This is a genomic window from Thioclava sp. ES.031 (assembly GCF_002563775.1).
GTDB lineage: Bacteria > Pseudomonadota > Alphaproteobacteria > Rhodobacterales > Rhodobacteraceae > Thioclava.
The window spans coordinates 3,616,505-3,637,907 of record NZ_PDJO01000001.1 but is presented as its reverse complement, the minus strand read 5'-3'; the positions used below and the strand labels follow the sequence as shown (position 1 = coordinate 3,637,907).

The following is a 21,403-nucleotide window of genomic DNA, read 5'->3' as shown; positions in this document are numbered from 1 at the left end:
GATGCGACTGCATCCGATCTGAAAAAAGGGCTGGGTCCGGGGTTTTCCCGGGCCCAGCCGAACCTGTCTCGGAGAGGGCTTTGGCGCCCTGAAGCCCTCTCCAAGGCGGTGTTCGCGGTTCGGGAGCCTTTCGGTGGGACGAAAGGCAGGTATGGAACCGCCCCCCTTCATTCGCCTTGCGGCGTGCAATGGGCCCCGACATTGCATGTGCCGCGAAGAGACGAAAGGTCACGCAGAGCATGGCTCAAGCTTACGTTGGTCAGAAACGCATCCGTCGCTATTACGGCAAAATCCACGAAGTCCTCGAAATGCCGAACCTCATCGAGGTTCAGAAATCCTCCTACGATCTGTTCCTGCGCTCCGGCGAAGTGGATCAGCCCACCGATGGTGAGGGTATCCAGGGCGTTTTCCAGTCGGTCTTCCCGATCAAGGATTTCAACGACAACGCCATTCTGGAGTTCGTGAAATACGAGCTCGAAAAACCGAAATACGATGTCGACGAGTGCCAGGCTCGCGACATGACCTATTCGGCGCCGCTGAAGGTGACCCTGCGCCTCATCGTGTTCGATGTGGACGAGGAAACCGGCGCGCGTTCGGTCAAGGACATCAAGGAACAAGACGTGTTCATGGGGGATATGCCCCTCATGACCAAGAACGGTACGTTCATCGTGAACGGCACCGAGCGGGTCATCGTGAGCCAGATGCACCGCTCGCCGGGCGTGTTCTTCGACCATGACCGCGGCAAGACCCACTCCTCGGGCAAGCTGCTCTTCGCCTGCCGCATCATTCCCTATCGCGGCTCGTGGCTGGACTTCGAATTCGACGCCAAGGACCTCGTCTTCGCGCGTATCGACCGTCGTCGGAAACTGCCGGTGACCACGCTGCTCTATGCGCTGGGTCTCGATCAGGAAGGCATCATGGATGCCTATTACGATACCGTCACCTACACCGCGAAGGGCAAGTCAGGCTGGGTCACCAAGTTCTTCCCCGACCGCGTGCGCGGCACCCGTCCGACCTTCGACCTCGTCGATGCGGCGTCGGGCGAAGTGATTCTGAAAGCGGGCGAGAAAGCGACCCCGCGCATGGTCAAGAAATGGCGTGACGACAACTCGGTTCCCGAGCTGCTCGTGCCGTTCGACCACATCATGGGCCGCTTCTGCGCCAAGGATATCGTCAACGACGAAACCGGCTTCATCTACATCGAAGCGGGCGACGAACTGACGGCGGAATACGACAAGAACGGCGAGCTCTCGGGCGGTTCGATCAAGACCCTGATCGACAACGGCATCACCGAGATCCCGGTGCTCGACATCGATAACGTCAATGTCGGTCCCTACATCCGCAACACCATGGCGTCGGACAAGAACATGAACCGCGAAACCGCGCTCATGGATATTTACCGCGTCATGCGTCCGGGCGAACCGCCGACCGTCGAGGCCGCGGAAACCCTGTTCAACAGCCTGTTCTTCGACTCCGAGCGCTACGACCTCTCGGCAGTGGGCCGCGTGAAGATGAATATGCGTCTCGACCTCGATGCGCCGGACACCCAGCGCACGCTGCGCAAAGAGGACATCGTCGCCTGCATCAAGGGCCTGGTGGAACTGCGCGACGGCAAGGGCGAGATCGACGACATCGACCACCTCGGCAACCGCCGTGTGCGTTCGGTCGGCGAACTGATGGAAAACCAGTATCGCGTCGGCCTGCTGCGCATGGAGCGCGCCATCAAGGAGCGTATGTCCTCGGTCGAGATCGACACGGTCATGCCGCAGGATCTGATCAACGCGAAACCGGCTGCGGCTGCGGTGCGTGAATTCTTCGGCTCCTCGCAGCTGTCGCAGTTCATGGACCAAACCAACCCGCTGTCGGAAGTCACGCACAAGCGTCGTCTCTCGGCGCTCGGCCCGGGCGGTCTGACCCGTGAGCGTGCCGGCTTCGAGGTGCGCGACGTTCACCCGACCCACTACGGTCGGATGTGTCCGATTGAGACGCCGGAAGGTCAGAACATCGGTCTGATCAACTCGCTGGCCACCTTCGCCCGCGTGAACAAGTACGGCTTCATCGAAACCCCGTATCGCAAGGTCAACGACGGTCAGGTCACCGACGAGGTGGTCTACATGTCCGCGACCGAGGAAATGCGTCACACCGTGGCGCAGGCGAACGCGACGCTCGATGAGAACGGCAAGTTCATCAACGATCTCGTCTCGACCCGCCAGTCGGGCGAATACGCGCTCAACCCGCCGGAAACGGTGGACCTGATCGACGTGTCGCCGAAGCAGCTGGTCTCGGTCGGTGCGGCGCTCATTCCCTTCCTCGAAAACGACGACGCGAACCGCGCTCTGATGGGTGCGAACATGCAACGTCAGGCCGTGCCGCTGCTGCGCTCGGAATCGCCCTATGTCGGTACCGGCATGGAAGCGACCGTCGCACGCGACTCCGGCGCTGCGATCATGGCGAACCGCGGCGGCATCATCGACCAGGTCGATGCGCAGCGTATCGTTATCCGCGTGACCGACGATCTCGAAGCGGGCGACGTGGGCGTGGACATCTACCGTCTGCGCAAGTTCAAGCGCTCGAACCAGTCCTCGACCATCAACCAGCGTCCGATCGTGAAAGTGGGCGACCGGGTGGTGAAGGGGCAGATCGTCGCTGACGGTCCGTCGACCGACATGGGCGAACTGGCTATCGGCCGGAACGTGGTCGTCGCCTTCATGCCGTGGAACGGCTACAACTACGAAGACTCGATCCTGATCTCCGAGCGGATCCACCGCGACGACGTGTTCACCTCGATCCATATCGACGAATACGAAGTGGCGGCCCGCGACACCAAGCTCGGCCCGGAAGAGATCACCCGCGACATCCCGAATGTCGGCGAGGAAGCCCTGCGCAACCTCGACGAGGCCGGGATCGTCTATATCGGCGCCGAAGTGGGGCCGGGTGACATCCTCGTCGGTAAGATCACGCCGAAGGGCGAAAGCCCGATGACGCCGGAAGAGAAACTCCTCCGCGCCATCTTCGGCGAGAAGGCATCGGACGTGCGCGACACCTCGCTGCGTCTGCCGCCGGGGGCTTACGGTACGATCGTGGAAGTTCGCGTCTTCAACCGTCACGGCGTCGACAAGGACGAGCGTGCGCTGCAGATCGAGCGTGAGGAAGTCGAGCGTCTGGCCCGTGACCGGGACGACGAGCTCGCCATTCTCGAGCGCAACATCTACGCGCGTCTCAAGACGCTGATCACCGGCAAGACCGCCGTGAAGGGGCCGAAAGGCGTCAAGGCTGGCTCGACCATCGACGAAGAACTGCTGGGCACCCTGTCGAAGGGCCAGTGGTGGCAGCTCGCGCTCGAAGACGAGGGCGACGCCAAGGAAGTCGAAGCCCTCAACGACCAGTTCGAGGCGCAGAAGCGCGCGCTCGACCTGCGTTTCGAGGACAAGGTCGAGAAGGTCCGTCAGGGCGACGATCTGCCTCCGGGCGTGATGAAGATGGTCAAGGTCTTCGTGGCTGTGAAGCGCAAGCTTCAGGCTGGCGACAAGATGGCTGGCCGTCACGGCAACAAGGGCGTTGTGTCGAAAGTCGTTCCGATGGAAGACATGCCGTTCCTCGCCGATGGCACCCCTGTCGATCTCGTGCTGAACCCGCTGGGCGTGCCGTCGCGCATGAACGTCGGTCAGATCCTCGAGACGCACATGGGCTGGGCTTCGCGCGGTCTGGGCAACCAGATCGACGAGGCGCTGAAGGCCTATCGTCGTAACGGCGACCTGACCCCGGTTCGCGAGGCGATGAAGATCGGCTATGGCGACGAGACCTACGGTGAGATCATCGAAGGTATGGATGACGAGGCGTTCATCGAGAGCGCCGAAGCCGTCCGTACCGGCGTTCCGATCGCGACCCCGGTCTTCGACGGAGCCAAGGAGGCCGACATCAACGACGCGCTCAAGCGTGCGGGCTTCAACGAATCCGGTCAGTCGACCGTGTTCGACGGCCGCACCGGCGAGCAGTTCGCGCGTCAGGTCACGGTGGGTGTGAAGTACTTCCTGAAGCTTCACCACCTCGTCGATGACAAGATGCACGCCCGTTCGACCGGTCCGTACTCGCTCGTCACGCAGCAGCCGCTGGGTGGTAAAGCGCAGTTCGGTGGTCAGCGTCTCGGGGAGATGGAGGTCTGGGCTCTGGAAGCTTACGGCGCCGCCTACACCCTGCAGGAGATGCTGACGGTGAAATCGGATGACGTGGCAGGCCGGACGAAGGTCTACGAGTCGATCGTCAAGGGCGAGGACAACTTCGAAGCCGGCGTGCCGGAATCGTTCAACGTTCTCGTCAAAGAGGTCCGGGGCCTCGGCCTCAACATGGAACTCCTGGACGCGGAGGATGACGAGTGAGGGCTTCGGCCCTCCTCTAAGCCCTTCCGCCCTCATTCAAGGATTTACAGATGAACCAGGAACTGACCCAAAACCCGTTCAACCCGCTCGCGCAGCCGAAGGCGTTCGACGAGATCAAGATCTCGCTCGCCTCGCCGGAGCGGATCCTGAGCTGGTCCTTCGGTGAAATCAAAAAGCCGGAAACCATCAACTACCGTACGTTCAAGCCTGAGCGTGACGGTCTGTTCTGCGCGCGCATCTTTGGCCCGATCAAGGACTACGAATGCCTGTGCGGCAAATATAAGCGCATGAAGTATCGCGGTGTCGTCTGCGAGAAGTGCGGCGTCGAAGTCACCCTCCAGAAAGTGCGCCGCGAGCGTATGGGCCACATCGAACTGGCCTCGCCCGTCGCTCACATCTGGTTCCTCAAGTCGCTGCCCTCGCGCATCGGCCTGATGCTCGACATGACGCTGCGTGACCTCGAGCGTATCCTCTATTTCGAAAACTTCGTGGTGATCGAGCCGGGTCTGACCGACCTGCAATACGGTCAGCTGATGTCCGAAGAAGAGTATCTCGACGCGCAGGACACCTACGGCGCGGACGCCTTCACCGCCAATATCGGCGCGGAAGCTATCCGTGAAATGCTTGCTGGCATCGATCTCGAAGCCACGGCCGAGCAGCTCCGCGAAGAGCTGAAGGAAGCCACGGGCGAGCTGAAGCCGAAGAAGATCATCAAGCGTCTGAAGATCGTCGAGTCGTTCCTCGAGTCGGGCAACCGTCCCGAGTGGATGGTGCTGACCGTGCTTCCGGTGATCCCGCCGGAACTGCGTCCGCTCGTCCCGCTCGACGGTGGCCGTTTCGCGACTTCGGATCTCAACGACCTCTATCGTCGTGTGATCAACCGGAACAACCGTCTGAAGCGTCTGATCGAACTGCGTGCGCCCGACATCATCGTACGCAACGAAAAGCGGATGCTGCAGGAATCGGTCGATGCGCTGTTCGACAACGGCCGTCGCGGTCGCGTCATCACGGGTACCAACAAGCGCCCGCTGAAGTCGCTCTCGGACATGCTGAAAGGTAAGCAGGGTCGCTTCCGTCAGAACCTTCTGGGTAAGCGCGTCGACTTCTCGGGTCGTTCGGTCATCGTGACCGGCCCGGAACTCAAGCTGCACCAGTGCGGTCTGCCGAAGAAGATGGCGCTCGAACTGTTCAAGCCCTTCATCTACTCGCGCCTCGAGGCCAAAGGCCTGTCGAGCACCGTAAAGCAGGCGAAGAAGCTGGTCGAGAAAGAGCGTCCCGAGGTGTGGGATATCCTCGACGAGGTGATCCGCGAGCACCCGGTTCTGCTGAACCGTGCGCCGACGCTGCACCGTCTGGGTATCCAGGCGTTCGAACCGATGCTGATCGAAGGCAAGGCGATCCAGCTGCACCCTCTCGTCTGCTCGGCGTTCAACGCTGACTTCGACGGTGACCAGATGGCCGTCCACGTTCCGCTCTCGCTGGAAGCCCAGCTGGAAGCGCGCGTGCTGATGATGTCGACGAACAACGTCCTGTCGCCCGCCAACGGCGCGCCGATCATCGTTCCTTCGCAGGATATGATTCTGGGTCTCTACTACGTGACCATGGAACGCGAAGGCATGAAGGGCGAAGGCATGTCCTTCTCCTCGGTCGAGGAAGTGGAGCACGCGCTCAATTCGGGCGAAGTGCATCTGCACGCCAAGATCAATGCGCGGATCAAGCAGATCGACGAAACCGGCAACGAGGTCTACGAGCGTTTCGAGACCACGCCCGGCCGTGTGCGCCTCGGCGCGCTGCTGCCGCTGAACGCGAAAGCGCCGTTCGAACTGGTGAACCGTCTTCTGCGTAAGAAAGACGTGCAGAACACGATCGACACCGTCTACCGTTATTGCGGTCAGAAAGAGTCGGTCATCTTCTGTGACCAGATCATGGGCATGGGCTTCAAGGAAGCGTTCAAGGCGGGCATTTCGTTCGGCAAGGACGACATGGTGATCCCGGACAACAAGTGGGATATCGTCGAAACCGTCCGCGATCAGGTCAAGGACTTCGAACAGCAATACATGGACGGTCTGATCACCCAGGGTGAGAAGTACAACAAGGTCGTCGATGCATGGTCGAAGTGTAACGACAAGGTCACCGACGCGATGATGAACACCATCTCCGCGCCGAAATACGACGAGAACGGTGCCGAGCAGGAACCGAACTCGGTCTACATGATGGCCCACTCGGGCGCTCGTGGCTCGGTGACGCAGATGAAGCAGCTGGGCGGTATGCGTGGCCTCATGGCCAAGCCGAACGGCGAGATCATCGAGACGCCGATCATCTCGAACTTCAAGGAAGGTCTGACCGTTCTTGAATACTTCAACTCGACCCACGGCGCCCGTAAGGGTCTGTCGGATACCGCACTGAAGACGGCGAACTCGGGTTACCTGACCCGTCGTCTGGTGGACGTCGCTCAGGACTGCATCGTGCGCACGCATGATTGCGGCACCGACCGCGCGATCACCGCGTCTGCTGCTGTGAACGACGGCGAAATCGTCGCTCCGATCTCGGAGCGCGTTCTGGGCCGTGTCGCAGCGGATGACGTGACGGTTCCGGGCGAGGACGAGGTGATCGTCCGCGCCGGCGAGCTGATCGACGAGCGCAAGGCCGACGCGATCGAGCAGGCGGGCGTGCAATCCGTCCGTATCCGCTCGGCGCTGACCTGTGAGGCCGAAGAGGGCGTTTGCGCGCTCTGCTACGGTCGCGACCTCGCACGCGGTACGCTGGTGAACCAGGGCGAAGCGGTGGGCATCATCGCCGCGCAGTCGATCGGTGAACCCGGTACGCAGCTGACGATGCGGACCTTCCACCTGGGCGGTGTTGCTCAGGGTGGCTCGCAGTCGTTCCTCGAGGCCAGCCAGGAAGGCAAGATCGAGTTCCGCAACGCCAACATCATCCTCAACGAGATGGGCGAGCAGATCGTCATGGGCCGGAACATGCAGCTCGTGATCGTGAACGATCAGGGTGAAGAGCTTGCCTCGCACAAGATCGGCTACGGCACGAAGGTCTTCGTGAAGGACGGCGAGTCCGTCGGTCGCGGCGACAAGCTGATCGAATGGGATCCCTACACCCTGCCGATCATCGCCGAGAAGCCCGGTAAGGTGCGCTTCGTCGACCTGATCTCGGGTATCTCCGTGCGCGAGGATACCGACGATGCGACCGGCATGACCCAGAAGATCGTGTCCGACTGGCGCGCTGCGCCCAAGGGCAACGAGCTGAAGCCGGAAGTTCTGATCCTCGGCGAGGATGGCGAGCCGGTCCGCAACGAAGCGGGCAACCCGGTGACCTATACCATGTCGGTGGACGCGATCCTCTCGGTGGAAGACGGTCAGGACGTGAAGGCGGGTGACGTCGTCGCGCGTATTCCGCGCGAAGGCGCGAAGACGAAGGACATCACCGGCGGTCTGCCGCGTGTGGCCGAACTCTTCGAAGCACGCCGTCCGAAGGATCACGCGATCATCGCCGAAATCGATGGCTATGTGCGCTTCGGCAAGGACTACAAGAACAAGCGTCGGATCGCGATCGATCCGCGTGACGATGGTCTGGAGCCGGCAGAGTACATGGTGCCGAAAGGCAAGCACATCCCGGTGCAGGAAGGCGACTTCGTGCAGAAGGGTGACTACATCATGGACGGCAACCCGGCGCCGCATGACATCCTGCGCATCATGGGGATCGAGGCTCTGGCCGACTACCTCATCAACGAGGTGCAGGACGTCTATCGACTGCAGGGTGTGAAGATCAACGACAAGCACATCGAGGTGATCGTTCGCCAGATGCTGCAAAAGATCGAGATCCTCGATTCTGGCGATACGACGCTCCTGAAAGGCGAGAATGTCGACAAGGCAGAGTTCGACGAGGAGAACGACAAGGTCGCAGCCCGCGGTGGCCGTCCGGCGCATGGCGAGCCCGTGCTGCTCGGCATCACCAAGGCCTCGCTGCAGACCCGGTCCTTCATCTCGGCGGCCTCCTTCCAGGAGACGACCCGCGTTCTCACCGAGGCTTCGGTGCAGGGCAAGCGCGACAAGCTCGTGGGCCTCAAGGAGAACGTCATCGTCGGTCGTCTGATCCCCGCGGGTACCGGTGGCGCGACCACCAAGGTCCGCAAGATCGCGACCGAGCGTGACTCGAAGGTCATCCAGCAGCGTCAGGCCGAGGCGGAAGCCGCGGCAGCGCTGGCGGCTCCGGCCGAGGCAGAGGCCGATTTCGGTCCGGTCGAGACGCCGGAAAGCCGCGATTGATCCACCTCCGGTTGGAGACGATCTGAAACATCCCCCCGCGCGAGAGATCGCGCGGGGGTTTTTCTTTGCGCGAACCCGATCTCTGGGGCAGGGTAGCGTCGAAAAGGCGAAAGCCTGTTTGCCGGAGGAGGGACCCCGATGATCCGCTTTGTCACCCCGTTCGCGCTGAGCGCACTGATCGCCATGCCTGCCTTTGCGGGCGCTTATCAGGATGCGGAGGCGCAGTTGCGCAAGGCCTATGGCGACTACCGCGCGGCGCTGTTCCTGTCGAACCAGGGCAAGCAGCCGGAGACCAAGGCCGCGCTCGACCGCTTCGTCGGCGAATGGCAGACGCTGTCCGACGCCTGGACCGCCGAGCCGCCGCCGCAATATGCCGATGACGCGGTTCTCGGCGCGACTTTCGACAAGGTCAGCGAGCTTGCGGCGAAGGCCGAGGAAGAGGTGGCTGCCGGGAACCTGCCTGAGGCGCATGAGACCCTCGAAGGGGTGCGCGAGAGCATCGGCGATCTGCATGTGCGCAACGGCATCGTGGGCTTCTCGGACCGGATGAACGCCTATCACGCGGAGATGGAAGAGGTGCTCGCGCGCGATTACGCCGGGATGGGCAGCGAGGGCGCGCGTCAGCTGATCGCGGATGCCTCGCTTCTGAGCTATCTCGCGGCGCAGATCGTCAAGCATCCCGCGCCGGAGGCCGAGACGGACATGGGCTATCAAAAGCTCGTGGACGGTTTCGCGGTCGCGGTCGCCTTCTTCTATGACGCGGCAATGGCGGGCGACATGGAACGCGCGATGGAGATGCGAAAGGCCCTCAAGCCGAGCTACGCCCAGCTTTTCGCGAAATTCGGCTGATCCGCCACAGGGACGCGGCTGCCCCGGGATGATCCGTTTACAAGACCGGGTGGCGGGTCTAATAGAGCCGCACCTTCGGCGCCATCCCGGCCCAGCGGCAAGAGAGTTCCGGCACCCATGCCCGAGATTTCGATCGTAATCCCTGCGAAGAATGAAGCGCCCAACATCGCGGGGCTTCTCGACGAGATCGACGCCGCCTGCGCGCCGGTCTGCGACTACGAGGTGATCGTGGTCGATGACGGCTCGGATGACGGGATGGACCAGATTCTGCGCGAGCGGATGAAGACCCATCCGAACCTGCGCCTGCTGCAGCACAAGAATGCGGCGGGGCAGCGGGCGTCGGGCGGTCAAAGCGCGGGCGTCCATTCGGGCGTTCGGGCCGCGAAGGGCAGCATCATCTGCACGCTGGACGGCGACGGTCAGAACCCGCCCTCCGAGCTTCCCGCACTGATGGCGCCGCTGCGCGCGGCGAATTCCGAGAAAATCGGGCTGGTCGCAGGCCAGCGTGTCGGGCGGCAGGACACGATGTCCAAGAAGCTGGCCTCGAAGCTCGCGAACAAGATCCGCGGCGCGATTCTGAAGGATGGCACCCGCGACACCGGCTGCGGCCTCAAGGCCTTCCGGCGCGAGGCGTTCCTTGCGCTGCCCTATTTCGATCATATGCACCGCTACCTCCCCGCGCTGTTCTCGCGCGACGGGTGGCAGGTGGCACATGTCGACGTCGCTCACCGTTCGCGCGGCGGCGGCAGCTCGAATTACAACAACCTGCAGCGCGGTCTCGTCGGCATCGTCGACCTGATGGGCGTCGCGTGGCTTCTCCGTCGGCGCAAGAAAGCGCAGCCCGGCGAAGTGACGCGCGAGGAGTGACGCCGATGGACTGGCTGATGGATATGCTTCACGCGGACAGCGTTCTCGAGCTGTGGTGGGTCCTCTTCGGCCTGCTCGCGCAGCTCATGTTCACGGGGCGGTTTCTCGTCCAGTGGATCGCGTCCGAGCGCAAAGGCGAATCCGTGGTGCCGCTGGCGTTCTGGTATTTCTCGCTCGCGGGCGGCGTGATGCTGTTCAGCTATGCGGTCTATCGCAAGGACCCGGTCTTCATTCTTGGCCAGTCGCTGGGCGTGCTCATCTATTCCCGCAATCTCTGGCTGATCTATGCCAAGCGCCGGCGCGAAGCTTGATTTCAGGGCGGATCGGGACGGCTGGCTCGTCCCGGCCCTGATCGTCGTCGCCGCAGTCACCGCGCTGCGGCTGGTACTTCTGGCGTTCAACAAGACCGATCTCTTCGTCGATGAGGCGCAATACTGGCTCTGGGGTCAGCATCTCGATTTCGGCTATTACTCGAAACCGCCGCTGATCGGTTGGCTGCTCCGGGCGGTGACCGATCTGGCGGGCTCGGACGCGCCGTCTTGGGTGCGGATGCCGGGCGCTGTGTTGCACGGCATCACGGCGCTGGTGCTCGGCGCTTTGGGCGCGCGGATCGCGGGACGCTCGGTCGCGATCTGGTCGGCGGCGATCTATGTCACGCTGCCCTTCGTCGCGGTCGGCTCGGTGCTGATCTCGACCGACACGGTGATGGCGCCGTTCTACGCGCTGAGCCTGTTGTTCCTGCATCGCGCGGGCGAGAGCCGCCGCTGGTCGGACGCGCTCGCTGCGGGCGTGGCGGCGGGGCTGGCCTTCATGGCGAAATACGCCGCGATCTACCTGATCCCCGGCCTGGCGCTGGCGGCGCTCGTCGCGCCGGCGTGGCGGATCGGCTGGCGCAACACGGTAATCGCGGCGCTGGCCTTCGGGCTGGTGATCGCGCCGAACGTGGTCTGGAACCTGAATAACGGGCTGACCACGGTCTCGCATACGATGGACAATGTCGGCTGGGTCCGCGAAGGGGCTGCGCTGAATTTCGGCTCGATGGTGGAGTTCGTCGCCTCGCAATTCGCGGTCTTCGGGCCGGTGACCATGGTGGCGCTGCTGATCGGCTATGCGGGCTGGGGAGACCCGGACAAGCGCGGGCTCGCGATGCTCTCCGTGCCGCCGTTGGTCGCGGTAACGATCGAGGCGCTGCTCGACCGGGCCTATGCCAACTGGGCGGTCGCTGCCTATTTCGCCGGGACCGTTCTGGCGGTGATGGTGCTGCGCGGCATCTGGCGCTGGATCGCGATCGTGATCAATGGGCTGATTGCGCTGTCGATCCCGCTGCTGACGGTGCTTGCACCCTATCCGGACCGAGCTGGCGCGCCGCTTCTGAAGCGGTGGCTGGGGCAGGCCGATCTGAGCCGCCAGATTCTCACGCTCGCGGAAGCGGCCCATGTGCCGGTCTACACGGGCAATCGCGCGATCCTCGCCGACCTTTACTATACGGGGCAGGATTCGGGCGTGACCGTCTATGCTCCGAACCCCAAGCACCGCGCCGAAAGCTATTACGAGCAGATGTGGCCCTTGCCACAGGACTATAATGGTCGTTTGCTGGTGATCGCCAATAGCGCGCCCGATTGCGGTGGCGGTCCGGTTGCGCCCGAGGCGCAACTCGACGCGACCGGGACATGGGCAGGCAAAGGCTATGCGGCTTATCTGGTGGAGGCGCGCTGTGTCCGTTCCGAAAATTGACATGATCTTCGCGGGCCGCCTGTTGCTGGCGGCGTGGATCGGTGGCTTTCTGCTGTTCCGCTTCGTGCCGGAGCTCGATCTCGGCGTCGCCGGGCTGTTCTACCGGGCAGGGGAGGGGTTCTCGGTGATCACCAATCCGCTCTGGGAATGGCTGCGCCAGCGGATCTGGGATGTCTCGATCGTGCTGTTCCTCGTCTCGCTCGTGGCCTGGCCCTGGGCGGGGCTGCGCCATCGCACGGTGCTGCGCCTGCCGGCGCGGATCTGGGCCTTCATCTGCCTGCTCTACCTGCTCGGCCCGATCGTGGTCGTGAACGGGGTCCTGAAGGCCAATTCGGGGCGCGCACGCCCGGCCGATGTCGATCTCTTCGGCGGCGCGCATCACTTCAGCCTCGCGGGGACCTTCACCGATCAATGCTCGCGGAACTGCTCGTTCGTGTCGGGCGAGGTGGCGGCGGCGGTGGCGCTGGGGCTGCTGATCTGGCTCGGCGCAGAGCTGTCGCGGCTGCGCCTGCCGCGCTGGGGATTGCGCTATCTGCGGGCCATCGGCGTCTTCGTCGCGGTCTTCATCATCCTGCAGCGCGTCGGCACCGGGCGGCACTTCCTGTCGGACGCCTATTTCGCCGGGCTGGTGTCCCTTTCGGTGGCCTGGCTGCTCTGGGGGATCCTGTTTGCGGGGTGGGGCGCGCAGCTCCTCGCGCGGACCCGCCGCGAGAGTTGACAACCCAAACGACTCCCCCTATACGCCGCGCTACCTGACGGGCGAAGTCTGCCCGGAGGGTCGCCGATTTCTAGTGGTCATGATCCGGGCCTTCGCCCCGATCCTCTGGAATTCAACGCATTCGCCGCGGTCCTCGGGCCGGGGAGGAATGCGATTTGGCGTTTTCGCGAATCCGCGCGGAAACGTGTCGAGAAGTGGCGCCTCCGGAAACGGGGCGAGTATTGACAGCAGAACGGGGAACCGAATGCCGACGATCCAACAGCTGATCCGCAAACCGCGGCAGCCCAAGGTGAAGCGCTCTAAGTCGCAACACCTCCAAGAATGCCCGCAAAAGCGTGGCGTTTGCACGCGCGTCTACACCACGACGCCGAAGAAACCGAACTCCGCTATGCGTAAGGTCGCCAAGGTGCGCCTGACGAATGGCTTCGAGGTCATCTCCTACATCCCGGGCGAAAAGCACAACCTCCAGGAGCACTCCGTTGTGCTCATCCGTGGCGGCCGTGTGAAAGACCTTCCGGGCGTTCGTTACCACATCCTGCGCGGTGTGCTCGATACGCAAGGTGTCAAAGACCGTCGTCAACGCCGTTCGAAATACGGCGCGAAGCGTCCGAAGTAAGGAGATCTCGAGATGTCTCGTCGTCACGCCGCTGAAAAGCGCGAAGTCCTGCCCGACGCCAAATATGGCGATCGCGTGCTGACCAAATTCATGAACAACCTGATGATCGACGGCAAGAAGTCCGCCGCCGAGAAGATCGTCTACAACGCGCTCAACCGCGTTGAGGGCAAGCTCAAGCGTGAGCCCATCGAGGTGTTCCACGAAGCCCTCGACAACGTGAAGCCTTCGGTCGAAGTGCGTTCGCGTCGTGTGGGTGGTGCCACCTACCAGGTTCCGGTCGAAGTGCGCCCGACCCGCCGCGAAGCGCTGGCTATCCGCTGGCTCATCGCTGCCGCCAAGTCCCGCAACGAGAACACCATGGAAGAGCGCCTCGCTGGCGAGCTTCTGGATGCGGTGAACTCGCGTGGTTCCGCGGTCAAGAAGCGCGAAGACACCCACAAGATGGCCGACGCGAACAAAGCGTTCAGCCATTATCGCTGGTAATAACGGAAGGACGCCACCATGGCTCGCGAATATCCCCTACAGCGTTACCGCAACTTCGGGATCATGGCGCATATCGACGCTGGTAAAACCACGACGACCGAGCGCATCCTCTACTACACCGGCAAGTCGCACAAGATCGGCGAAGTGCACGACGGTGCAGCCACCATGGACTGGATGGAGCAGGAAGCCGAGCGCGGCATCACGATCACCTCGGCAGCTACCACGACTTTCTGGCAGTGGCAGGAAGATCCGACCGCCGAAGGTACGGATGATACCAAGTTCCGTATGAACATCATCGACACCCCCGGCCACGTCGACTTCACCATCGAGGTGGAGCGTTCGCTGGCCGTGCTCGACGGCGCTGTCGCGCTGCTCGACGGGAACGCCGGTGTTGAGCCGCAGACCGAGACCGTGTGGCGTCAGGCTGACCGCTACAAGGTTCCGCGCCTCGTCTTCGTCAACAAGATGGACAAGATCGGCGCGGACTTCTTCAACTGCGTGAAGATGATCAAAGACCGCACCGGTGCGACCCCGGTTCCGGTGAACTTCCCGATCGGTGCCGAAGATCAACTCGAAGGCATCGTCGACCTGGTCACCATGGAAGAGTGGGTCTGGAAAGGCGAAGACCTGGGCGCTGCCTGGGTGCGTCAGCCGATCCGTGACGATCTGAAGGCGACCGCGGACGAATGGCGTTCGCACCTCATCGAGAACGCCGTCGAGCAGGACGACGACGCGATGATGGCCTATCTCGAAGGCGAAGAGCCCGATATCGCAACGCTGCGCAGCCTGATCCGTAAGGGCACGCTGTCGCTGTCCTTCGTTCCGGTTCTGGGTGGTTCGGCCTTCAAGAACAAGGGTGTTCAGCCGCTGCTCAATGCCGTGGTCGACTTCCTGCCCTCGCCGCTCGACGTGCCCGCCTACATGGGCTTCTCGCCGGATGACGAGACGGAAACCCGGAACATCGCGCGTCACGCCGATGACTCGGAGCCGCTCTCGGGTCTCGCGTTCAAGATCATGAACGACCCCTTCGTGGGCTCGCTCACCTTCACGCGCCTCTACTCGGGCACGCTGAAGAAGGGCGACTCGATCCTGAACTCGACCAAAGGTCGTAAAGAGCGCATCGGTCGTATGATGATGATGCACTCGAACAACCGGACCGAGATCGAAGAAGCGTATGCAGGCGACATCATCGCGCTGGCCGGTCTGAAAGAGACCACCACCGGTGACACGCTGTCCGACCCGAACAATCAGGTCGTTCTCGAAACGATGACCTTCCCCGATCCGGTGATCGAGATCGCCGTGGAGCCGAAGTCGAAAGCCGACCAGGAAAAGATGGGCCTCGCCCTTCAGCGCCTGGCAGCCGAAGACCCGTCCTTCCGCGTCGAGACCGACCTCGAGTCGGGTCAGACCATCATGAAGGGCATGGGCGAACTTCACCTCGACATCCTGGTCGACCGCATGAAGCGCGAGTTCAAGGTTGAGGCGAATATCGGTGCGCCGCAGGTGGCCTATCGCGAGACGATCAGCCACGCGACCGAGATCGACTACACGCACAAGAAGCAGACCGGCGGTACCGGTCAGTTCGCGCGCGTCAAGCTCGAGATCACGCCGACCGAGCCGGGCGAAGGTTATTCGTTCGAGAGCCGCATCGTTGGTGGTGCTGTTCCGAAGGAATACATCCCGGGCGTCGAAAAAGGGATCAAGTCGGTCATGGACTCCGGTCCGCTGGCAGGCTTCCCGGTGATCGACTTCAAGGTTGCGCTGGTTGACGGTGCTTTCCACGACGTCGACTCCTCGGTGCTCGCCTTCGAAATCGCTTCGCGTGCCGCGATGCGTGAAGGTCTGCGCAAGGCTGGCGCGAAGCTGCTCGAGCCGATGATGAAAGTCGAAGTGGTGACCCCGGAAGAATATACCGGTGGCATCATTGGCGACCTGACCTCGCGTCGGGGCCAGGTGCAAGGTCAGGACACCCGCGGCAACGCGGTCGTCGTGAACGCCTTCGTGCCGCTCGCCAACATGTTCGGCTACATCAACAACCTGCGTTCGATGTCCTCGGGCCGCGCGGTCTTCACGATGCTCTTCAGCCATTACGAAGCCGTGCCGCAGAACATCTCGGACGAGATCCAGAAGAAATACGCGTAAGGGCTGTGCGCCGGGGCAACCCGGCGCCTTTCCAATCCAACGCACTGACAGGAGGCCATCATGGCAAAGGAAAAGTTTGAACGTAACAAACCGCACGTCAACATCGGCACGATTGGCCACGTTGACCACGGCAAGACGACGCTGACGGCTGCGATCACGAAGTATTTCGGTGATTTCCGCGCGTATGACCAGATCGACGGCGCGCCGGAAGAGAAGGCCCGCGGCATCACGATCTCGACCGCGCACGTGGAATACGAGACCGAGACGCGCCACTACGCGCACGTCGACTGCCCCGGCCACGCCGACTACGTGAAGAACATGATCACGGGTGCAGCGCAGATGGACGGCGCGATCCTGGTTGTGAACGCAGCTGACGGCCCGATGCCGCAGACCCGCGAGCACATCCTGCTCGGCCGTCAGGTCGGCATCCCGGCGATGGTCGTGTACCTGAACAAGGTTGACCAGGTCGACGACGAAGAGCTGCTCGAGCTCGTGGAAATGGAAGTTCGCGAACTTCTGTCGTCCTACGACTTCCCCGGCGACGATATCCCGATCATCAAGGGTTCGGCTCTGGCCGCGATGGAAGGCCGTGATCCGGAAATCGGCGAGAACTCGATCCGCGCGCTGATGGAAGCTGTCGACAGCTACATCCCGACGCCGGAGCGCGCCGTGGACCAGCCCTTCCTGATGCCGATCGAAGACGTGTTCTCGATCTCGGGCCGTGGTACGGTTGTGACCGGCCGCGTCGAGCGTGGCGTGATCAACGTCGGCGACGAACTGGAAATCGTGGGTATCCGCGACACCTCGAAGACGACCTGCACGGGCGTCGAGATGTTCCGCAAGCTGCTGGACCGTGGTGAAGCTGGCGACAACATCGGCGCGCTGCTGCGCGGTGTGGACCGTGACGGCGTCGAGCGTGGTCAGGTTCTGTGTAAGCCGGGTTCGGTTAAGCCGCACACCAAGTTCGAAGCTGAAGCCTACATCCTCACCAAAGAGGAAGGTGGCCGTCACACCCCGTTCTTCGCGAACTACCGTCCGCAGTTCTACTTCCGCACGACGGACGTGACCGGCACCGTGACCCTTCCCGAGGGCACCGAGATGGTCATGCCGGGCGACAACCTGAAGTTCGAAGTCGAACTGATCGCCCCGATCGCGATGGAAGACGGTCTGCGCTTCGCAATCCGCGAAGGTGGCCGCACCGTCGGCGCCGGCGTCGTCTCGAAAATCATCGCGTAATCGATGGTTTCGGGGCCCTCTCCGGGGCCCCGAAAACGACAGTTGGAAAGAATTTGAATGGTGCGCCGAAAGGCGCGCCATTCGCTCTTGACAGACTCAGGGTGACGCCATAGAGGACGCGCCTGATCTGCCAAGATTTTCAGGTTCGATGCAGGCGCTACATTCGGTGCCGTCTGCCTCTCAACCTTCACGCCATGCGAAGAGGCATGACATATGACCGGCCAAAATATCCGCATCCGGCTCAAGGCGTTCGATTACCGCGTGCTGGACGCCAGCACCCAGGAAATCGTGAACACCGCGAAGCGCACGGGTGCCCAGGTTCGCGGGCCCATCCCGCTCCCGAACAAGATCGAGAAATTCACGGTTCTGCGTGGTCCGCACATCGACAAGAAGTCGCGCGACCAGTGGGAAATCCGGACGCATAAGCGTCTTCTCGACATCGTCGATCCGACCCCCCAGACCGTGGACGCGCTGATGAAGCTCGACCTCGCAGCGGGCGTCGACGTCGAGATCAAGGTGTAAGGAGGGCATTATGCTGCGGACTGGTGTTATCGCCAAGAAGCTGGGCATGACCCGGCTCTTCCTTGAGGACGGCAAGCAGGTTCCTGTGACCGTTCTCCAACTCGACAAGCTTCAGGTGGTGGCTCAGCGCACTTCCGAGACCGACGGCTACACGGCCGTTCAGCTCGGCGCTGGTGAAGCCAAGGCCAAGCGTACGACCGCCGCTCTGCGTGGTCACTTCGCGAAAGCCAATGTCGCCCCGAAGCGCAAAGTCGCGGAATTCCGCGTCGCTGAAGAAAACCTGATCGAAGTGGGCGAGGAAATCACCGCGAACCACTATTTCGAAGGTCAGTTCGTGGATATCGCGGGCACCTCGATCGGTAAGGGTTTCGCCGGTGCTATGAAGCGTCACAACTTCGGCGGTCTGCGCGCCACGCACGGCGTGTCGATCTCGCACCGCTCGCACGGTTCGACCGGTCAGTGTCAGGACCCAGGCAAAGTTTTCAAGGGCAAGAAGATGGCCGGTCACCTCGGTGCCGTGCGCGTCACGACCCAGAACCTTCAGGTCGTCAAGACCGATGCCGACCGTGGCCTGATCATGGTCAAGGGTTCGGTGCCGGGCGCCAAAGGTGGCTGGGTGACGGTCAAGGATGCGGTCAAGAAGCCGCTCTCCGAGAACATCATCTACCCCGCCGCGCTGAAGTCGGCTGCCGAAGCCGCTGCGAAAGCTGCTGAAGAAGCCGCTGCCGCTGCTGCTGCCGAGGCTGAAGCCGAAGCCAAGCGTCTCGCCGAGGAGCAGGCCGCTCAGGAAGCTGCTGCGCTGAAGGAAGCTGAAGAGTCGATCGAAGCCGAAAAAGGCGAAGACGGCGGCGACGCGCCCGAAGGAGACAAGTAATGAAACTCGATGTGATCAAGCTCGACGCCGGCAAGGCCGGTTCGATCGACCTCGCCGACGAGATCTTCGGGCTCGAGCCGCGTGCGGACATCCTGCATCGCGTCGTGCGCTGGCAGCGCGCGAAGGCTCAGCAGGGCACCCACTCGGTTCTCACCCGCTCGGAGGTCAGCTACTCGACCAAGAAGATCTACCGTCAGAAGGGCACCGGTGGCGCACGTCACGGCTCCCGCAAGGCGCCGATCTTCCGCAAGGGTGGTGTCTACAAGGGCCCGACCCCGCGCAGCCACGCTCATGACCTGCCCAAGAAGTTCCGGGCTCTGGGTCTGAAGCACGCGCTGTCGTCGAAAGCCGCCGCTGGCAAACTGATCGTCCTGGAGGACGCGCAGCTCGCCGAAGCCAAGACCAAGCTGCTGGCGAAAGCCGCCAAGGAGCTGGGCTGGAAAAAGGTGCTGGTGATCGACGGGGCCGAGGTGAACGAGAACTTCGCCCAAGCCGCGCGCAACATCGACGGCATCGATGTGCTGCCTTCGATGGGCGCCAACGTGTATGACATCCTCAAGCGTGACACGCTCGTGCTCACGAAGGCGGGTGTCGAAGCTCTGGAGGCTCGTCTGAAATGAGCGCGAAACCCGAACATTACGACGTGATCGTCAAGCCGATCATCACCGAGAAAGCCACCATGGCCTCGGAGAGCGGCGCTGTTGTTTTTGAAGTCGCGAAAGACGCTTCGAAGCCGCAGATCAAAGAAGCTGTCGAGACTCTCTTCGGCGTCAAGGTGAAGGCGGTCAACACCACCATCACCAAGGGCAAGACCAAGCGCTTCCGGGGCACCCCCGGCCGTCGCTCGGACTTCAAGAAAGCCTACGTGACGCTGGAAGAAGGCAACACGATCGACGTCACCACCGGCCTGTAATCCGGTAGGACTGAGACATTGGAAAGGCCCTCGCGTTTGCGGGGGCCTTTTCGTTTGTGGTGTTGGGGGAGGGGCGCTTGCCTCTCAAAGGGCGCCCGGGCGCTGCGCGTCACTTCTCCCGCAGGTAGCTTTCCGAGACATAGCCGCGCAGGTTGCGGGCGGCGTCGAGCGAGACGTTGCACCAGCGCGTATTGCCGCTGCGCTCGCAACTGCGCACATGGACAATCGCGCCGTTGGGAAGGCCCAGGATCACCTTGTAGCCGGTGCCGGGGCCCGCGCGCAGTTTCAGCATGTCCTGCCCCTTCACCCCGGCGACCTCATAGGTGCCGCGCCATGCGTCGGCGAGGGTGGGGGTGGCGAGGGTGGCTGCCACGCAGAGCGGGGCTGCGAGGAGGATTGCTCGGGTTGGACGCATTGGTTGCTCCTGTTATGTCTTCTGCCTCGGGAGCCATTTTGCCCGCCCGGACCGCGAAGCGCCAGTTGCTTGGTCCATCGCGCGCAAAAACAGGCCAAGCCTATAGACTCACCCCCGCATCCCTGCTACATCGCGCCAGTCTCGCGGCCTCGGATTCGTTCCGGGGCCCGTGATTTTTGAATTCGGGGACCTTCGGGGCCCTATACACACAGACAGGCGAGGCAACTCGCCGCAAACCAACGGAAGACAGAAAGCATGGCACTCAAGTCGTATAAGCCGACGACGCCGGGCCAGCGTGGGCTGGTTCTGATCGACCGTTCGGAGCTTTGGAAAGGCCGTCCGGTCAAAGCCCTCACGCAGGGTTTGACCAAGTCGGGTGGCCGGAACAACACCGGGCGGATCACGATGTGGCACAAGGGTGGTGGCGCGAAGCGTCTCTATCGCATCGTCGATTTCAAGCGTCGCAAGTTCGATGTTCAAGGCACCGTCGAGCGGATCGAATACGATCCGAACCGGACCGCCTTCATCGCGCTGATCAACTATGAAGATGGTGAGCAGGCCTACATCCTCGCACCCCAGCGTCTCGCTGTCGGTGACAAGGTCGTTTCGGGCTCGCGTCACGACGTCAAGCCGGGCAACGCGATGCCGTTCTCGGGCATGCCGATCGGTACCATCGTCCACAACGTCGAACTGAAGCCCGGCAAGGGTGGCCAGATCGCACGCGCCGCGGGCACCTACGCCCAATTCGTCGGCCGTGACGGTGGCTACGCTCAGCTGCGTCTTTCGTCGGGCGAACTGCGCCTCGTGCGTCAGGAATGCATGGCGACCATCGGTGCCGTGTCGAACGCCGACCACTCGAACCAGAACCTCGGTAAAGCCGGTCGTAAGCGCCACATGGGCGTCCGTCCGACCGTCCGCGGTGTCGCGATGAACCCGATCGACCACCCGCACGGTGGTGGTGAAGGTCGTACCTCGGGTGGCCGTCATCCGGTTACGCCGTGGGGCAAGCCCACCAAGGGCAAGCGCACGCGCGTCAACAAGAAGACGGACCAGTATATCCTGCGTTCGCGTCACGCGAAGAAGAAGGGTCGCTAACATATGTCTCGTTCTGTTTGGAAAGGCCCCTTCGTTGATGCCTACCTGCTGAAAAAAGCAGAGAAGGCTCGCGAGTCGGGCAAAGGCGACGTCATCAAGATCTGGTCGCGTCGCTCCACCATCCTGCCGCAATTCGTAGGTCTGACCTTTGGGGTCTACAACGGCCACAAGCACATCCCGGTGAACGTCACCGAGGAAATGATCGGTCAGAAGTTCGGTGAATATTCGCCGACCCGCACCTATTACGGGCATGCGGCCGACAAAAAAGCCAAGAGGAAGTAATCGT

Annotated in this window: 18 protein-coding genes; 17 read left to right on the top strand and 1 reads right to left on the bottom strand. The window is 62.5% G+C overall.

Translation table 11 applies throughout. The features are described from left to right. Positions 1–239 precede the first annotated feature (239 nt). The 15 genes from rpoB (at position 240) to AXZ77_RS17290 (ending at position 19,607) form a co-directional block, all read left to right on the top strand. Positions 240–4,376: a DNA-directed RNA polymerase subunit beta gene (rpoB, locus tag AXZ77_RS17360; protein WP_098412095.1), complete on the top strand. Its 4,137-nt coding sequence runs from the start codon at positions 240–242 to the stop codon at positions 4,374–4,376. A 50-nt stretch (positions 4,377–4,426) separates the two neighbouring features. After that, on the top strand, positions 4,427–8,653 hold the full coding sequence (gene rpoC / locus AXZ77_RS17355) for a DNA-directed RNA polymerase subunit beta' (RefSeq protein WP_098412094.1): 4,227 nt from the start codon (positions 4,427–4,429) through the stop codon (positions 8,651–8,653). A gap of 138 nt (positions 8,654–8,791) precedes the next feature. After that, positions 8,792–9,502 (top strand): hypothetical protein, encoded by a 711-nt coding sequence (locus AXZ77_RS17350; RefSeq protein ID WP_098412093.1) that lies wholly within the window; start codon positions 8,792–8,794, stop codon positions 9,500–9,502. A gap of 117 nt (positions 9,503–9,619) precedes the next feature. Further along, positions 9,620–10,369: a glycosyltransferase family 2 protein gene (locus tag AXZ77_RS17345; RefSeq protein WP_098412092.1), complete on the top strand. Its 750-nt coding sequence runs from the start codon at positions 9,620–9,622 to the stop codon at positions 10,367–10,369. Positions 10,370–10,374: 5 nt separating this feature from the next. Continuing rightward, entirely contained in the window at positions 10,375–10,680 is a 306-nt protein-coding gene (locus AXZ77_RS17340) for a lipid-A-disaccharide synthase N-terminal domain-containing protein (protein ID WP_098412091.1), read from the top strand. After that, positions 10,655–12,103 carry a glycosyltransferase family 39 protein gene (locus AXZ77_RS17335; protein ID WP_098412090.1) on the top strand — a complete coding sequence of 483 codons (1,449 nt, stop codon included), beginning with the start codon at positions 10,655–10,657 and terminating at the stop codon, positions 12,101–12,103. The genes AXZ77_RS17340 and AXZ77_RS17335 overlap by 26 nt, the downstream gene beginning before the upstream one ends. Then, the gene (locus AXZ77_RS17330; protein WP_176536064.1) at positions 12,084–12,821 is read left to right on the top strand and encodes a phosphatase PAP2 family protein; all 738 of its coding nucleotides are present in this window, start codon (positions 12,084–12,086) and stop codon (positions 12,819–12,821) included. The genes AXZ77_RS17335 and AXZ77_RS17330 overlap by 20 nt, the downstream gene beginning before the upstream one ends. A 244-nt stretch (positions 12,822–13,065) precedes the next feature. Beyond that, complete coding sequence (gene rpsL / locus AXZ77_RS17325) at positions 13,066–13,437, top strand: 30S ribosomal protein S12 (protein WP_038074720.1); 372 nt, start codon at positions 13,066–13,068, stop codon at positions 13,435–13,437. Between the two features lie 12 nt (positions 13,438–13,449). Then, entirely contained in the window at positions 13,450–13,920 is a 471-nt protein-coding gene (rpsG, locus tag AXZ77_RS17320; RefSeq protein WP_075773836.1) for a 30S ribosomal protein S7, read from the top strand. Positions 13,921–13,938: 18 nt separating this feature from the next. Beyond that, the gene (gene fusA, locus AXZ77_RS17315; protein ID WP_098412088.1) at positions 13,939–16,062 is read left to right on the top strand and encodes an elongation factor G; all 2,124 of its coding nucleotides are present in this window, start codon (positions 13,939–13,941) and stop codon (positions 16,060–16,062) included. Between the two features lie 60 nt (positions 16,063–16,122). Then, positions 16,123–17,298, top strand: coding sequence for an elongation factor Tu (gene tuf / locus AXZ77_RS17310; RefSeq protein WP_098412087.1), 1,176 nt, complete (start codon positions 16,123–16,125; stop codon positions 17,296–17,298). Positions 17,299–17,511: 213 nt separating this feature from the next. Continuing rightward, positions 17,512–17,820 carry a 30S ribosomal protein S10 gene (rpsJ, locus tag AXZ77_RS17305; RefSeq protein ID WP_036639457.1) on the top strand — a complete coding sequence of 103 codons (309 nt, stop codon included), beginning with the start codon at positions 17,512–17,514 and terminating at the stop codon, positions 17,818–17,820. A 10-nt stretch (positions 17,821–17,830) separates the two neighbouring features. Further along, positions 17,831–18,694 carry a 50S ribosomal protein L3 gene (gene rplC, locus AXZ77_RS17300; protein WP_078521298.1) on the top strand — a complete coding sequence of 288 codons (864 nt, stop codon included), beginning with the start codon at positions 17,831–17,833 and terminating at the stop codon, positions 18,692–18,694. Beyond that, positions 18,694–19,314, top strand: a complete 621-nt coding sequence (rplD, locus tag AXZ77_RS17295; RefSeq protein ID WP_075773839.1) for a 50S ribosomal protein L4 — start codon at positions 18,694–18,696, stop codon at positions 19,312–19,314. The genes rplC and rplD overlap by 1 nt, the downstream gene beginning before the upstream one ends. Beyond that, positions 19,311–19,607, top strand: coding sequence for a 50S ribosomal protein L23 (locus AXZ77_RS17290; RefSeq protein WP_098412086.1), 297 nt, complete (start codon positions 19,311–19,313; stop codon positions 19,605–19,607). Before rplD ends, AXZ77_RS17290 begins: the two co-directional genes overlap by 4 nt. Before the next feature lie 109 nt (positions 19,608–19,716). Here the strand turns inward: AXZ77_RS17290 and AXZ77_RS17285 are convergent, their stop codons facing one another. Further along, the gene (locus AXZ77_RS17285) at positions 19,717–20,022 is read right to left on the bottom strand and encodes an SH3 domain-containing protein (RefSeq protein WP_098412085.1); all 306 of its coding nucleotides are present in this window, start codon (positions 20,020–20,022) and stop codon (positions 19,717–19,719) included. 255 nt (positions 20,023–20,277) lie between these two features. On the opposite strand from AXZ77_RS17285, the gene rplB reads away from it, so the two are divergent. Together rplB and rpsS are read left to right on the top strand one after the other, a co-directional pair. Then, positions 20,278–21,117 (top strand): 50S ribosomal protein L2, encoded by an 840-nt coding sequence (rplB, locus tag AXZ77_RS17280; protein ID WP_078521293.1) that lies wholly within the window; start codon positions 20,278–20,280, stop codon positions 21,115–21,117. A gap of 3 nt (positions 21,118–21,120) precedes the next feature. Then, positions 21,121–21,399: a 30S ribosomal protein S19 gene (gene rpsS, locus AXZ77_RS17275; protein ID WP_078521291.1), complete on the top strand. Its 279-nt coding sequence runs from the start codon at positions 21,121–21,123 to the stop codon at positions 21,397–21,399. The last annotated feature ends 4 nt before the right edge of the window (positions 21,400–21,403 follow it).

What these genes read in the sequence shown, in the direction of transcription:
- rpoB (WP_098412095.1), top strand. Translation starts at nt 240, where the DNA reads ATGGCTCAAGCTTACGTTGGTCAGAAACGCATCCGTCGCTATTACGGC.
- rpoC (WP_098412094.1), top strand. Translation starts at nt 4,427, where the DNA reads ATGAACCAGGAACTGACCCAAAACCCGTTCAACCCGCTCGCGCAGCCG.
- AXZ77_RS17350 (WP_098412093.1), top strand. Translation starts at nt 8,792, where the DNA reads ATGATCCGCTTTGTCACCCCGTTCGCGCTGAGCGCACTGATCGCCATG.
- AXZ77_RS17345 (WP_098412092.1), top strand. Translation starts at nt 9,620, where the DNA reads ATGCCCGAGATTTCGATCGTAATCCCTGCGAAGAATGAAGCGCCCAAC.
- AXZ77_RS17340 (WP_098412091.1), top strand. Translation starts at nt 10,375, where the DNA reads ATGGACTGGCTGATGGATATGCTTCACGCGGACAGCGTTCTCGAGCTG.
- AXZ77_RS17335 (WP_098412090.1), top strand. Translation starts at nt 10,655, where the DNA reads ATGCCAAGCGCCGGCGCGAAGCTTGATTTCAGGGCGGATCGGGACGGC.
- rpsL (WP_038074720.1), top strand. Translation starts at nt 13,066, where the DNA reads ATGCCGACGATCCAACAGCTGATCCGCAAACCGCGGCAGCCCAAGGTG.
- rpsG (WP_075773836.1), top strand. Translation starts at nt 13,450, where the DNA reads ATGTCTCGTCGTCACGCCGCTGAAAAGCGCGAAGTCCTGCCCGACGCC.
- fusA (WP_098412088.1), top strand. Translation starts at nt 13,939, where the DNA reads ATGGCTCGCGAATATCCCCTACAGCGTTACCGCAACTTCGGGATCATG.
- tuf (WP_098412087.1), top strand. Translation starts at nt 16,123, where the DNA reads ATGGCAAAGGAAAAGTTTGAACGTAACAAACCGCACGTCAACATCGGC.
- rpsJ (WP_036639457.1), top strand. Translation starts at nt 17,512, where the DNA reads ATGACCGGCCAAAATATCCGCATCCGGCTCAAGGCGTTCGATTACCGC.
- rplC (WP_078521298.1), top strand. Translation starts at nt 17,831, where the DNA reads ATGCTGCGGACTGGTGTTATCGCCAAGAAGCTGGGCATGACCCGGCTC.
- rplD (WP_075773839.1), top strand. Translation starts at nt 18,694, where the DNA reads ATGAAACTCGATGTGATCAAGCTCGACGCCGGCAAGGCCGGTTCGATC.
- AXZ77_RS17290 (WP_098412086.1), top strand. Translation starts at nt 19,311, where the DNA reads ATGAGCGCGAAACCCGAACATTACGACGTGATCGTCAAGCCGATCATC.
- AXZ77_RS17285 (WP_098412085.1), bottom strand. Translation starts at nt 20,022, where the DNA reads ATGCGTCCAACCCGAGCAATCCTCCTCGCAGCCCCGCTCTGCGTGGCA.
- rplB (WP_078521293.1), top strand. Translation starts at nt 20,278, where the DNA reads ATGGCACTCAAGTCGTATAAGCCGACGACGCCGGGCCAGCGTGGGCTG.
- rpsS (WP_078521291.1), top strand. Translation starts at nt 21,121, where the DNA reads ATGTCTCGTTCTGTTTGGAAAGGCCCCTTCGTTGATGCCTACCTGCTG.